This is a genomic window from Nocardia ninae NBRC 108245, from assembly GCF_007990755.1.
Lineage (GTDB): Bacteria > Actinomycetota > Actinomycetes > Mycobacteriales > Mycobacteriaceae > Nocardia > Nocardia ninae.
In genome coordinates this window covers 15,264-29,173 of the sequence record NZ_BJXA01000044.1, presented here as the reverse complement: position 1 = coordinate 29,173, position 13,910 = coordinate 15,264, and the positions used below count along the sequence as shown (strand labels likewise).

The following is a 13,910-nucleotide window of genomic DNA, read 5'->3' as shown; positions in this document are numbered from 1 at the left end:
CGAGCAGGTGCAGGCGAATTTTGTCGATTGCGTGTCCTAGTCGCTGGACGCGCGTTCGGACGACCACGATCAGCGGTTGGCCGGACCGCCCGGCGAACAGTGGAATGGCGTGGCGGCGAACGGTCCGTACTAACCCTTGGAACTGGAAAGCGACGCCGACATACTCGCCAGACAGGCAGCAAGGTTGACAGGTGTGTGTCTTGTCGGGCTGTGGGTTTCTGGGTCGTTTTGTGATTCAAGCTCGGCGGGTTGAGGGGAAGAGGACGTGCCTCCGCCTTTCTCGGCCCGTCGAGGATGCACTTGCATAGGCTGAACCGCTCAGTTCTTATCGAGTTCCGCGTTGATCATCGTCTCGAATTCATCGCGGCCGTGGATGCCCAGCGCGCCACCGAGCGCGGTCGCAAGCCGGTCGAACGGGTCCTCCAGTTGCATAGCCGCCAGTGTTTCCGCGAGTTCGGGAACGGTCCAGAGTTGACCCTCCTTGTTGACCTGCGCGCCACGCGACCAACCGTGGTTGACCTGGATCGAGCCGCCGCGCACCGACAAGACCTGTCCGGTCAGTGGACAATCCTCGCTGACCAGGTATGCGACGAGGGGAGCGACCACGGAAGGGTCCTTGGGGTCCAGTTCTCCGTCCAGCACTGCCTGGTCCATGCCGGGCACCGGGTTCGTCAGTCGAGTGCGAACCATCGATGGGCTGATGCAGTTCACCCGAACCCCCAACCGCCGCAGTTCCAGCGCGTGCACGGTGGTCATGGCCGCGACTCCGGCGTTCGCTGACGCATAGTTCGTCTGCGTGGGCAGTGGGTTGAGCAGGCCGGAGCCTGAGGCGGTGTTGACGATGGCGCGGTCGGTGCGCGTTCCGTCGGCCACCCGGCCCCGCCAGTACGCGGCGGCCCAGCGACTCAGCGCGAAGGTCCCTTTCAGTTTTACCGCGATTACATCATCGAACTCCGCTTCGGTCAGCCGCTCGAGCCCCTTGTTGACTTCGATCGCAGCGTTGTTGACCACCGCGTGCAGATCGCCGAACGCTGTGACGGCCAGCTCGATCATGCGCTGAGCATCCGCCCAATCGGCGACGCTGCCGGTGTCGGCGACCGCCTGCCCGCCTCGGGCGCGGATCTCGTCGACCACGGTGGCGGCCACCTTTTCGTCGCCTCCGTGCCCATCGATATCGACCCCCGGGTCGTTCACCACTACATTCGCCCCGCTGGCCGCCAGATACAGCGCCTCGGCTCGGCCGATCCCGCGTCCGGCACCGGTCACCAACACCGTTCGTCCCGTCAACTCGCCCATCACGACGCCGCTCTCCTCTTGCCTCGCGTACTACCGAAAATAAATGCACTCAGTATACTAATACACCGTGTGCACTGATAGGAATAGTGATTATGCTCATCCAGTGCCAGATGAAGTCGGACGTCGCGAACGAAAAAAGCAGCTCACCCGGCAGGCGCTCGTGGACGCGGCCGTCCGCCTGTTCACCGAACAGGGCTACGACCAGACGAGCGTGGCCGATATCGCCGAGGCCGCCGACGTCAGCAAGCGCACGTTCTTCCTGCACTTCCCCACGAAGGAAGACGTGCTGCTGGCCGATAGCCACACGCGGGTCGACCTGGCAGTGCGGGCCATCGAGGAACGGCGACCCGACACGCCGATCAGTGACGCATTGGCCGAAGCCATGCAGAACATGATCGCCAACACCGCCACCGGTGACCTGCCGAAAGGACTTGCGGCGCTTCGTGCCCGGCTGGTAGTCACCACACCCGCCGTTCAGTCACGCGTGCTGCACACCATGTTCACCGGCCAGACCCGAATCGCCGCAGCACTGCGCAAGGCGTACCCGGACGCACTCGACGAGGTCACCGCGGCCGGCGTCGTCGGCGCGCTGATGGGCGCGATAAGCGCCGCCGCCGTCGCCAGCCTGCAATGCGGCGAGCCGCCCGAACGGACCCATGCCGCAATGCAACACGCGGCTGAGATCGCATTGCGCTGCGTGGAATCACTGGACATACCCGAGTCCACCGGCCACTCCGCTTCACCGGCTTCCCACAGAGCCGACGCAGTCCGCGACCGCCGAGGACCGACATCGGGCGGTTAGGGCCAGTCGATGGGCTCACGACCGCGGGCGACTGCTTTGCGGTGGCGACCGAACGCGGTTAGGACACCAACCCGGAAGCTTTCGACGTCTGCCACCCGAACCGCGGGCGCCGAGCGCAGGGCGGCGATCCGAGGATCTCAACGTGACCGGTGGCGGCTATTTCTTCAGTCCGTCCAGGGCCAGCTGGGCTTGGTTCCTGGCGATTGCGCCGAGCTCATCCAAATTTACCGGGGGCTCGCCGTGCTGGCGCAGGATGGGAATTCGTACTCGCACCGAAACATTGCTGTCCTGCACACCTACGACGTAGTCGGTTCCCGTTGTGTGGCTGGAATCCGATACCGCGGTGTGCCAGTAACCTTGGGTGCCGATGCCGGTGATGTCGCCGAAGTCCACCCCAGATCCGTTGGTGTCCTTGTGTTTCCATTGGTTGTAGGTCGGTTCGGCTCCAGTCGCTGTGAACTCGACGCTGAGGTCGATGGCCGCTTGATTCCAGTGGGCGCCGTCGCCGGCGAGGCTCTTGTAGCTGAATTGGCATGACAGGCGACCGGGGGAATGGGCGCTCGGTGCGGTTTCGTGATGGTAGGGCGGTTGGTCCGGTGTGGACGACCACTTGTGCAGCGGGGTGGGGTCGACCAGGTCGCACGCATTGGAGATCCCATCCATCGAATAGATTCCTGGTGCAGGTTCTGGGCGTGGAGTCGTGGTCGTGGATGACGTCGTCGGCGCACTCGAGGAGGCCGCCACAGCGGGGGACTGATCGCCGCCGTCGCCGTCGGCGATGAGGATTCCGATCACCACACCAGCGCCCAGCGCTACGACAAGCCCGGCGGCACCGGCCGCGACCAAAACTGGCTTACCGGGGGAAGGCTGCTGCGGTGCGAGAGGCTGGGGTGGTGGCGAAGCGGTCATTTCTGTCGCAGTCCGTCCAGCACTTTGCGGGCTTGGGACCTGGCGACCGCATCGAGTTCGTCCCTGTCTACCACCGGGGATTCCTTTTCCCGGGAGAGGTCGATGGTTACCTGCACCGCGACGCCACCGTCCCATACGCACACAACGTATTTCGAGTCCACGATGCCACCGAAGTTGTCGGCTTCGAACTGCCAGTAGCCCTGGGTGCCGACGCCGGTGAACTCCCCGGACGTCACCACCGATCCGTCGTCGGCGAGGTCGGCGGCGGTGCGTTTCCAATTGTCGTACTTGCGGGCAGCCGAACCGTCCGTGACATCGGCCCGGACGCTGATCTCGGCGATATTCATCGGAAATTTGTCACCGGTCGAATTGCCGTAGTAGACACTGCAGCGCAGGACGCCGAATGTGCCGGACTGCGACGTTTCCTCGTGTTCGGGATCGAGTCGCGGTGCCGACGCCCACTTGGTCAATGGCGTCGGATCGACCAGATCGCATGCGTTGGTGATGCCGCTCATCGAATAAGTGCTCGGTCCCTGTGGGGTAGCAGGCGAGGCGTCGGCGGGGATACCGACGCTGTCTCGGCCCCTGGCGACGAAACCGATTGCGACGCCGATCAACAGCATCACCACCAATGCGGCGACTCCGGCTACGATCAGCAGCGGTTTGCCGCGGCCGGCCGATGGCGACGGATACGCCGGTGGTAGCGGTTGAGGCGGTGGCCAATGCCCCTGACTGCCGTGCTGGTGCTGGCCGGAGGCCAGGGGTGCCCAGCCTGCTGTCGGCGGATCCGGTTGTCGCGCAGCAGAATCAGTGCTGCCCGCGCTCGGCTGATCGCTGGATTCGCGCGGCGGATCAGTCATGCCTAGAACCCCTCCCGGGCTTGGACGGGGCCGCCCCGCCGAGTCGTGAACTCAGCCGCCGATTCTAACCACTCGGTCTGACAACCAGTCGAGGCGCAGTGGTCCCTCCTGCGCCTACACCCAGGGCGCCACCGGATACCACGGGATGATGTCGCGCATGGCGAGCAGGCGGACATCCCAGTAGAGGAAGGTGAAGACGCCGACGGTGAGCAGGGCGGTGGCGCTGAGAATGCTGACGCGGCGAGGGTCGGTTTGGAACCAGCGTTGCAAGCGCCCACCGACGACGACGGTCAGGATGAGCAGGACGGCGAGGATGATGATGTTGCCGATGGACTGCAGGACGAAGGCACTGGCGGCGTAGAGGATGTTGCCCTCTTCGGCGGCGTCGCGGAACAGCTTGCGGAACAACGGGAACGGGCGTCCGATGAGGAAGGCGCCGATCAGGGCGCCGAAGACGACGAGCGGTGCGTTCGGGAAGCGGGCGGCGATGCGGGCGAACGGGTCGCGCACCAGACCCAGGACGGCCAGCCCGAGGTAGGTCATGATCACCCCGATCACGCCGAACACCACCATGGACTGGATCAGCCGCGGCGAGATCTGGCCGGGTTGGCTGGGCGCGGTGTCGAATTGCGGCATGTCGGTCCCGAAGATGCCGACCACGACACCGTAGGCGGCGGACACGACGATCATGCCGACCGCCATCCACAGCAGCGGCCGCAGCACCGCCTGCACCCGGTTCCACCAGCCGCCCGCGCTGCCCGCCAGCGGCGCCACCGCGCCGAAGACGGCGATATTGCACGCGGTGAACGTGCCCGCCAGGCCGGAGACGAACGCGAACACAATGCCCGCTCCGACGCCGGTGATCGCGGTTTCCTTGGCGTCGTGGCCGAGCAGCCCGTCGGCTACCGTGCCACCGATCGTGGTGTCCACGAACGGCGCCGACCACACCACGGTCAGCAGGAACCCGGCGAGCACACCGAGCAGTAGGATCAGCCCACGCCGCCGCGGAATGTATCCGTTGACGAACACGCTGGTTGCTACGGGCTGCTCGGGCTTGGGGGAATCGGGTGCGGTGGAAGGGGATTCGAGCTGTGTCATCGGGCTCTCCTATCGGCCACCCACCGGCAACGAAACGCCGGTGTTCACCATTGTCGGGTATCCGCGACCGCCAAACCCGCTGAATGGTCGAGATTCGCACGTCGAACCCCGTGCGACACAGCGGATTCCGACAGCTCATGAACGAAACAGCAGGCGGCTGGTAGGGACTCGTTAGAGACTCGACTCCGAACCGGCACGCCGCTCATGCGGGACGGGGCGCGGAGTTCGCCTGGTCCAGCGCGACCGATCGGATTCGCCGACCCCTCGAGGAATCGAACGCTTCGGCCCGTCCATCACCGAGTGGCGGTGTTGTCGAGCCCCTGAGTTTGAGGGCTCGAAGATCGATAACGTCGCCGCTGTGCCGGGCGAAAGAGGGGGTATGAGTCTGAAAAATGTTTTCCTACAACGGTTTATGTTCCGCACGGGTGTGGTCGCGACGGCGATGGTTGCCGCGGTGAGCGGATTCGCCGGGTCGGCCGCCGCCAACCCCGACGATCCGGTTACGCAGTTCTCCTCGACTCTCACGCGGGTGCCGGGGACCGATTGTGCCGCGATCATCAGTGCCGAGACGGTGCCGCAGCCGCAGTCCGGTGTGTTCGGTGTTCGAGTGAAGATCACGCAGACCGGGGAGTTCTGCGGGGCCTACTTCGTCACCGTGCATTGGCGCAACCTCGACACCGGCCGGACCAGCGGGCAGTCGCAACGTGTCGAAGGCACCTCGGTGGTCGGCCTGCCGGACAACGTGATCACCGGCATGGGCATGGGGCCGGGCGCCGGGAAGGTGGAGGCGTGGATCGACACGTACTCCAAGGTCTATCCGCAGAATGTCGATCTGGAGCACATCGCGGGCCGCGCGACGTTCACGCTCGGCTGAGTACGCGGCGGCGTCCCCGGCAGGTATGCCGCCGGGGACGCCGCTGTCAGGTCGAGGGCTGTCGCAATGCGACGGCCGCGCACGCGGTGGCCAGCAGCCAGACGACCGGTCCCACGATCGCGCCGATCAGGTCGACGTAACCGGGCGCCGCGAGCAGCACCGAGAAGGCCAGATCGACCACGCCGAGTACCACGGCGTTGAGCCAAAAACCCAGGCGACTGTTGACCCTGTTCATGGTCACCGCGACGAAGATGGCCTGCGCCCCAAGCGTGGTCACGCAAATGAAGTACAGCAGACTTTCGGCCGCCAACTCGGTGCCGGGCGCGCCGTCGGCGAGGTCACCGATCACCATGGAGACGCCGAGCCCCATGTGCAGCACACCCCACACGGTGTACAGCGCGGCAGCGGTCATCGACCACCGACGAATACCTGTCACCTCGCCCCCCGGACTGTTCGAAAAACGTTGGCGCGTTGATGTTTCGCGCCCCCGCGAAGAAACTTTATGCCGCCCGGGCAGTGTCCACATCGGGGTAATCACCGATTTCGCTCACGATTGGAGGTGCGGCGGACGATCTATTTCACTGCGGAGGTTCATCGCAGCGGGCACGGCACGCCCGCGACGACGATGGTCCACAGCCGGCACCCGCACTGCCATCCACCGTGCTGCTGCGGTTCCGTAACCGGGTTTATCGCGTCATCATCGAACAAGAAGCCTACGACGCGGACAGCGATGGAGTACCCGACAGGTATCGAAGACCGTGAACATCCTCGGCGCCAAGGCAACCGAACCGCATCATCCAGCGCTGGGTGCTGCTGCCGGTTTGATTCGACGGTGCCTGCTGCGGCATGGTTTGCGGGCGGAGTGCCGGGAGGTCTGGTCGGCAACCCGGCCCGGGCGGCGGGTCGGTCACAGCGATGGTGGGAGTCGGACGGTGCTCACGCGGAGGTCGGCGAAGCCGGTGGACGGTGTACGAGGTGGCGGCGCATGTTGACTTGGGTTCATGGCGCCGTGCGCCTGAGGTCGGTGTCGAACGAGATCGAGGCGGACCGGACCGGGGCGGCGGCCGGCACCGGGTATCGACGCGACCTCGACGGTCTGCGTGGCCTGGCGATAGTGCTGGTCGTGGTGTTCCACGTGTGGATGGGCCGGGTCTCCGGCGGGGTGGACGTGTTCCTGGTCCTGTCGGGATTCTTCTTCACCGCAATGTTGTTGCGCCGCATCGAGACCACCGATGCGATCGGTCTCGGATACACCGTGCGCCGGACCGTACGCAGGCTGTTGCCCGCGCTGTGTCTGGTCCTCGCCGCAGTGCTGGCCGCCACGGTGATCGCCCAGCCCTATACGCGCTGGGCTGATATCTCGGCCCAGACTCTCGCCTCGGCGCTGTACTACCAGAACTGGTATCTGGCAGGGGCGGAATTGGACTACCTCGCACCCGATCCCTCGGTCAGTCCGCTGCAACATCTGTGGTCGATGGCGGTACTCGGTCAGTTCTATCTACTGATGCTGCTGATCGTCGGGATCTGGTCGTGGACTCTACGATTTCGTGGGCGGTTGCTGACCTGGCTGGCCGGGTTCGGCGTGGTCTCGTTCTGCTACGCGGCCTCCGGATCGGCACAGCATCAGGCGTGGACGTACTACGACAGCGGCGCCCGCGCCTGGGAACTGCTCGTCGGTGCGGCATTGGCCGTTGCCGCACCATGGATTTCGATTTCCAAGCCGGTGCGCGCGATACTCGCGGTCGTCGGTCTGGGCATGGTGATCTCCTGTGGGCTGCTCATCGATGGTGGCACCGAATTCCCCGGCCCCGCCGCGCTTTATCCCGTCCTCGCCACTGCCGCGCTGATCGTGTCCGGTATGAACACCGGAACCGCACCGCGGCCGTGGATCAACCGGCTGCTGGCGGCACCGCTGCTCGTCGAACTCGGCGCGCTGGCCTACTCGCTCTACCTGTGGCATTGGCCGGTGCTGATCTTCTACCTGACCGAATACGGCGAGAGTAGTCCCGGCATCGGTGGCGGAATTCTCGTCATCGCCGTCTCGCTCGTCCTCGCGGTGGCGACGCAGCGGCTGATCGAGACACCGCTGCGCCTGCGCCCGACCAGTACCGGGTCCGGTGTGGCGGCGCGTTATAAGCGCGGAATCGGGGCGGCGGTATCGGTACTGGGCGTCGGCGTGCTGGTTGCCGCGCTCAGCTGGCAAGCGGTGGTCCGGGCGAACCCCGCGCACCCGGCGACTGAGCTGGCCGTCAACCGATATCCCGGTGCGGCAGCGCTTTTCGAGGAGCTGGCCGTCGCACCGGAGCCGATGCGGCCGACCGTGTTCGAAGGCCCGCTCGACGCGCCGGCACCGACCTCCGACGGCTGTATCACCTCGAGCCGAGAAGTCCGTGTCTGCACCTATGGTGACGTGAACGCCGCCCGCACCATCGCCTTGGTCGGCGGTTCACACTCCGAACACTGGCTGCCGGCCTTGGAACTCCTTGCGAGCGAGCATCAATTCCGCATCGTGACATATCTGAAGGAAAACTGTCCGCTCACCCTGGCCGACCAGCCCTCCTATGCCCTCGCACCGTTCCCCGAATGCCGCGAATGGTCCATCGAGGTCCTCGACCTGCTCGCCGAACACCGCCCGGAGTGGCTGTTCACCATCGGCACACGCCCCCGCTGGGGCGAAGGAGACTACGTACCAACGGAATTCATCGATACCTGGATTGCACTGGCAGACCGCGGACTCAACGTCCTCGCGATCCGCGATGTCCCGTGGCTGCGTCGAGGCGAGGTGCACTACCGTGCCGTCGACTGCCTGGCACAGCGGGGGACTCCCTACAGTTGCGGGATGGACCGAGCGGCCGCGCTCGATCCGGAGAACCCCGCCGAGCTACCGGCATCGCGACATCCCAACATCTTCCCGCTGGATCTGTCCGACGCCATCTGCCGCCCCGACCGTTGTCTCGCCGCCGAGGGCAACGTGCTGATCTACCGCGACGAGCACCACCTCACTGCCAGCTACGCCAGGTCCCTGGCACCTGAACTCGGCCGCCGAATCGGCGAGATCACTCAATGGTGGTGAAAATTAAGCTAAGCCTTCTCGTGCCCGTTCATATCGACGTCGCCGGAGATCGTCCCCGAAACAGGCAGCATTTGCTATCGGTTGAGTGACCCAGTGCATTAGACGGGTGCGGTCGGCGTGGTGGTCTGTACGGGGTCGGGATCGGTTCCTGCGAGCAGCGGCAGACGTAGTCCCATGAGGATGGCGTAGAGCAGGACCGCGGAGAGCGGGGGCCGACCCCTGTGCGCGGAACTCGACATCGGTTGCGTTCAAGCGCCGACGGGTGCGAGTCCGCGCTTTACGCGGGCGAAGTTTCCCGGGGACAGTCCGCGCCAGCCGCGGAATGCTGTGGTGAAGGCAGAGGGGCTCGCGTAGCCGAGGCGGTCGGCAACGTTTTCCACGGTCAGGCCCGCCATGAGGAGTTCTTCGGCGAGGAGGCCGAGTGTTTCGTTGCTCAATTCGCGAAATGTGGTGCCTTCCTCGGCCAATCGGCGTCGCAAGGTGCGCACGCTGAGGTTGAGGGCGGCAGCGACGCGCGCTTGATCGGCCAGGGTGCCCTGGCGCAGGAGTAGCTGCCGGACTTGCTTGCTGATGCCCATGCGGCTGCGCCTGCGGTCGATGAGCTCGGCGCATTGTTGTTCGTAGAATCGCGCGGTGGCGATATTGGCCTGCGGCAGCGGCAATTGCAGCGCACTCGACTGGACGACCAATGTCGTGCCTGAGGCGCCGTACACGACTTTCTCCACGCCGAGCATGGCGGCGAACGTTTCATAGATCGGATGCGGTTCGTAGGGCACTTCCACTCGGGTTACCGGGATCCGCGTGGACAGTAGATCTTGCTGAATGGTGGAGATCGCCGCCAGATCACGTTCCAGCGCAAAGCGGCGGATATGCACCGGTAGCGCTCGATCGTCGCGCGTGATCCACACCTCGGCACCGTGGTCGCACACGTCCAGGCGAGCGGCGGTGAACGACAGATCGACGTAGCGCAGTCCGATTTCCAAGGCGTGCCGCAGATTTGGGCTGGTCATCAACGCGAAGCCCAGAACTCCGAAGCTCGGTGGGTGGCAGAGCAGACCGGCCATGAACCCTTGCCCGGGTTCGTCGTCGATCGCCGCCGTGAGGTTGCTCATCAGGGCCAGTTCCTGGCCGAGCGTGATCTCGCCTGCGGGATCGTCGAGCTGGCCTTCTTTGATGCCGGTATCGCGCAGGATCACCGACCGCGGCAAACCCCGTCGCATAGCGTATTCGGCCAGAAGCGCGACGCTGGTCGTGGAGCGCAGGGTTGCCAGTTCTTCCGCCACATGACTCCTCGCACGTCGTCGGCGAAGCGCATCGCTGTATCTGCCGGAGCGTCTCCGGCCGATTCATGATAGCCGGAACTCGGTCGATAACCTGTTGTTTCAACAGGTTCCGCCGCGCGGGCCCGGGGCGGGCAGTCGCCATTGCAAGCTGCGAATCGGGGACCGATAGCGCTCGGGGTCTATAACTTTCGTCAGGGGTAGGTGCGGTCGATCGACAGATCCGCCAGGCGGCGCCGATCCCTAGCGTCGTGGGCATGGTCAGATTTATTGCCGCCCTCGCTCTCGTAGCCGGTGTCGTTCTGGCACCTGGTGCTACGGCGCATGCCATGCCTGATACTCCATTGACTCCGGCTGTTATCGACAAATATCTCGAGGACGCGCTCGAGCGCACCGGGCTGCCTGGCTTGGCAGCCGTTGTGACGCGCGGTGATCGGGTTGTGCATGCGGGTGGCTACGGCCATGAGTCCGGCGGCGGGCCGGTCACCGCGGATACGCCGATGCGGGTCGCCTCGCTCAGCAAATCGTTCACCGCGACGGCCGTGCTGGTGTTGGTGGAGCAGGGGCGACTGTCGCTGGATCGCCCCGTTTCCGAGCAGTTGCCCGGGTTCGCTCCGGGTGACTCGCGGGGCGGCTCGGTGACGGTGCGCCAGCTGTTGAATCAGACCTCGGGGCTGACCGATTCGACCGTCGATATCGGCAGGCTGGGGCAGGCCCGTTCGCTCGAACAGTATGTGTCCCTGCTGGATACTGCCTCGCTCGCGACGGATCCCGGCACGCGATTCAAGTACTGCAATGTGAACTACAACGTCGCGGCTCGGCTGGTCGAGGTCGCGAGTGGTCAGAGTTTCGGGGACTTCCTCGCCGAGCGGGTGTTCGGGCCGCTCGGGATGGCGCACAGTGCCGTGAGCGCCGGGAGGATCACACCGGCGGACGGTTACAACTCGGTGTTCGGCGCCTGGGTGTCCCGCCCCGAGTTGTCCGAGTTTCTCGACGGCAGTGGTAGCGGAGGTGTCATCACCACGGTCGCGGACATGGGGAAGTGGTTGATCGCCCACAATGGCCGCGGTCCGCGGCTGCTGAGTCAGGCGGGCCTCGACGTCACGCACACCTCGTCACCGGTCGCGGAATATGCGATGGGCTGGTCGCCGGAGCCTATGGGGGCCGATCCTGCCATGCTCGTGCACAGCGGGAACCTGTTCACCTACTCCGCGTTTCAAGCCATCGATCCCGTGAGCGGTTACGGGTTCGCGGTGCTGGCCAACAGCGCCGCGCTGCACGACGACACCTACGACATCGTCAAGGGACTGGTGGCGCTCAGCAGGGGAGAAGCGCCCGGCGAGGTCGGTGGTCGGCGGCAGATTTTCGAGCTGGTTCTCGGCCTGATCGCACTCGGCGCCATCGGACTCGGCATGCTCGGAGCCCTGCGGTCACGCCGATGGGCTTGGCGGCACGGCGGCCGCGCGTGGTGGCGGGTCGCGCTCCGGTTGCTGCCCCTGGCAGTTCCGGTTCTGGTGTTCGCCGTTTATCCGGCCATCATCTCTTTCATCAGCGGAGGCAGGACGGTCACCTGGTCTCAGCTCACGTACTTCGCTGCGCCGCTGACCATCACGTTGTTCGTGGTCGCGGCTGCCGGGACGGCGACAGTGGCGTTGCGATTGGTCCGGCTGCGCTCGGTAAGGTCGGCGGAATGAGGTACAGCGCTCTGCTCGCGGTCACGGCGGTGGGTGGCGCGCTGAACGGACTTGCGACAGAGGGGCTTCCAGGCTGGCGGCAGTTGCTGTTCGTGGCGCTCTTCGCCGCCGCCTACATACAGGGCCGGCGCCTGCCGGAGCGGCACGGTGGGCCGGTGCTACTGGTCGCTCTCGCCGCGGCGGCGCTGATCGCGGTGGTCGATGTCGCCGAGGCCGTCGGCGCGGTCATGTCGCTGGCGCTGTTCGTGGCGCTGCCGTGGGTGATCGGCAGGTTCCGGCGGCAACAGGCCGAACTGCTCGCAGTCGGTCAGGAACGAATCCGCCACCTGGAGCAGACCCAGGTGCTGGCCGAAGAAAGCGCACGCCTACGCGAACGGGCCCGCATCGCCACCGACATGCACGACGCCCTCGGCCATGAACTGGCCTTGATCGCTGTGCAGGCAGGCGCCCTGGAGCTCAGCGCCGACCTGAACGAATCGAACCGCCAGGCTGCGAGTCTCTTACGAGCCTCCGCAGTGACCGCCTCCGACGAGCTACGCCGAACCGTCAGCATGCTCCGAGCCGACCACACCGTGGCCGTCGAGCCACCGAGCATGTCCGTCGAGGCGCTGATTGCCCGCGCCCGGACCGTCGGCATGACAGTTGACCTGGTCCAGAGCGAGCTACGCGACCATCTGCCACCCCTGGTCGAATCGGCTCTCCGCCGCGTCGTGCAGGAAACGCTGACCAACGCCGCCCGACACGCGCCCGGCGCCGGCGTGCGGATCGAAATCGAGCAGCACGGAGACGAATTCGGCCTCGTAGTCACCAACCCGATCACTGCGCAGGCAGTCGGCATCGGTACCGAGGCAACCGGCGGCCGTAACAGTCGTGACGTGAAGTCCGGCGGTGCTGGGCGCAGCGTGGGAACCGGCGATGGGCGGGGCAGTGGGCTGCTCGGTCTCGCCGAACGAGTTCAGCTGCTGGGTGGGACGCTTCAGGTCGACGACGACGGATCGGTTTTCACAGTCACCGCCCGCATGCCGGTTCGGGCGGGGGCGGAGTGATCCGGGTTCTGCTGGCCGATGACGAGGCCATGATTCGGGCGGGGGTGCGTGCGATTCTGGCCAGCGATCCCGGCATCGAAGTGGTCGCGGAAGCCGCGGACGGGCGGGAGGCCGTCGCACTGACGCAGGTGCACCAGCCCGACGTCGCGCTGCTCGACATCAGGATGCCAGTGCTTGACGGGCTGGGTGCCGCCGCCGAGCTACGCGAAACCCACCCCGAGGTCGCGGTGGTCATCGTGACCACGTTCGACGAGGGCGACTATGTCGCGCGTGCGCTCGCCGCCGGTGTAAAAGGGTTCCTGCTCAAGGCCTCCGATCCTCGTGAACTACTCATGGGCGTCCACGCGGCGGCGAACGGGGCTGCTTTCCTCTCGCCGCGCATCGCCCATCGCGTGATCACCGAGCTCAGCGGCACTACCCTCGAACGCAAGAACGCCGCGCGCGAGCGAGTGTCAAGTCTGACGCAACGGGAACGCGACGTACTGACCCTCCTCGGTCAGGGCCTGTCCAACCGAGAGATCGCCAAGCAGCTCTTCATCGCAGAGGGAACAGTGAAAGCACACGTCAGCGCGATTCTGCAGCGCATCGGGGCGGGCAACCGTGTCCAAGCCGCCATCTTCGCGCACCAAGCCCAGCTCGTCGACTATTGACGCCGATGCTGTGCGTGGTGTGTTCGGGCGGCGGCAGTTTCGGCGGGCGCGACAGTGGGTGGGGAGGCATGCCAATGCCTCCTCCGCCCGGCATATTCCGGGCGTCGTAATCGGCTCCGGCACCCTGGACTTCTCTTCGCGGTCGGTCGGATAGACCAGGCCGGTGATGCATGGGCGTCACCGCGAGGTCAAGGTGACCTTGCAAGGAGAGTGACCCCAGCGCTTGAAAAGAAGCGCCTATCAGCAATTGTCAGCTCGACGCCCCGCGCCGGCGACACCCGGCGGGGGCTACTTCGGTTGCTGGATCAGTTCGAATGCCGTTCCGTCA

The 13,910-nt window shown here is 65.6% G+C and carries 12 protein-coding genes; 6 read left to right on the top strand and 6 right to left on the bottom strand.

Translation table 11 applies throughout. From position 1 onward, the window contains the following. Positions 1-318 precede the first annotated feature (318 nt). Complete coding sequence (locus NN4_RS27115) at positions 319-1,296, bottom strand: SDR family NAD(P)-dependent oxidoreductase (RefSeq protein WP_186818658.1); 978 nt, start codon at positions 1,294-1,296, stop codon at positions 319-321. A gap of 103 nt (positions 1,297-1,399) precedes the next feature. On the opposite strand from NN4_RS27115, the gene NN4_RS27110 reads away from it, so the two are divergent. After that, positions 1,400-2,098 carry a TetR/AcrR family transcriptional regulator gene (locus tag NN4_RS27110; protein ID WP_147137226.1) on the top strand — a complete coding sequence of 233 codons (699 nt, stop codon included), beginning with the start codon at positions 1,400-1,402 and terminating at the stop codon, positions 2,096-2,098. 156 nt (positions 2,099-2,254) lie between these two features. Here the strand turns inward: NN4_RS27110 and NN4_RS27105 are convergent, their stop codons facing one another. From NN4_RS27105 to NN4_RS27095, 3 genes are all read right to left on the bottom strand, one after another. Continuing rightward, complete coding sequence (locus NN4_RS27105) at positions 2,255-2,761, bottom strand: hypothetical protein (RefSeq protein ID WP_147137223.1); 507 nt, start codon at positions 2,759-2,761, stop codon at positions 2,255-2,257. A 242-nt stretch (positions 2,762-3,003) separates the two neighbouring features. Beyond that, positions 3,004-3,867, bottom strand: a complete 864-nt coding sequence (locus NN4_RS27100) for a hypothetical protein (RefSeq protein WP_147137220.1) — start codon at positions 3,865-3,867, stop codon at positions 3,004-3,006. Between the two features lie 114 nt (positions 3,868-3,981). Continuing rightward, positions 3,982-4,965 carry a hypothetical protein gene (locus NN4_RS27095; RefSeq protein WP_147137217.1) on the bottom strand — a complete coding sequence of 328 codons (984 nt, stop codon included), beginning with the start codon at positions 4,963-4,965 and terminating at the stop codon, positions 3,982-3,984. A 379-nt stretch (positions 4,966-5,344) separates the two neighbouring features. Here NN4_RS27095 and NN4_RS27090 point away from each other — a divergent pair, with 379 nt between their 5' ends. Further along, a complete protein-coding gene (locus tag NN4_RS27090; RefSeq protein WP_246181106.1) occupies positions 5,345-5,839 on the top strand; it encodes a hypothetical protein in 495 nt (164 codons plus the stop codon). Positions 5,840-5,885: 46 nt separating this feature from the next. Here NN4_RS27090 and NN4_RS27085 read toward each other — a convergent pair whose 3' ends face one another. Further along, positions 5,886-6,251: a hypothetical protein gene (locus NN4_RS27085; RefSeq protein WP_246181105.1), complete on the bottom strand. Its 366-nt coding sequence runs from the start codon at positions 6,249-6,251 to the stop codon at positions 5,886-5,888. Between the two features lie 573 nt (positions 6,252-6,824). Between NN4_RS27085 and NN4_RS27080 the strand changes: the two genes are divergently transcribed. After that, positions 6,825-8,912, top strand: coding sequence for an acyltransferase family protein (locus tag NN4_RS27080; RefSeq protein ID WP_147137214.1), 2,088 nt, complete (start codon positions 6,825-6,827; stop codon positions 8,910-8,912). 248 nt (positions 8,913-9,160) lie between these two features. On the opposite strand, the gene NN4_RS27075 is transcribed toward NN4_RS27080, so the two are convergent. Continuing rightward, positions 9,161-10,195, bottom strand: a complete 1,035-nt coding sequence (locus tag NN4_RS27075) for an AraC family transcriptional regulator (protein ID WP_147137211.1) — start codon at positions 10,193-10,195, stop codon at positions 9,161-9,163. 326 nt (positions 10,196-10,521) lie between these two features. On the opposite strand from NN4_RS27075, the gene NN4_RS27070 reads away from it, so the two are divergent. The 3 genes from NN4_RS27070 to NN4_RS27060 are packed head-to-tail and all read left to right on the top strand — an operon-like array spanning position 10,522 to position 13,582. After that, positions 10,522-11,886, top strand: a complete 1,365-nt coding sequence (locus NN4_RS27070) for a serine hydrolase domain-containing protein (protein ID WP_222595175.1) — start codon at positions 10,522-10,524, stop codon at positions 11,884-11,886. Then, positions 11,883-12,932: a sensor histidine kinase gene (locus NN4_RS27065; RefSeq protein ID WP_147137205.1), complete on the top strand. Its 1,050-nt coding sequence runs from the start codon at positions 11,883-11,885 to the stop codon at positions 12,930-12,932. Before NN4_RS27070 ends, NN4_RS27065 begins: the two co-directional genes overlap by 4 nt. Further along, a complete protein-coding gene (locus tag NN4_RS27060; protein ID WP_147137202.1) occupies positions 12,929-13,582 on the top strand; it encodes a response regulator in 654 nt (217 codons plus the stop codon). Before NN4_RS27065 ends, NN4_RS27060 begins: the two co-directional genes overlap by 4 nt. Positions 13,583-13,910: the final 328 nt, after the last annotated feature.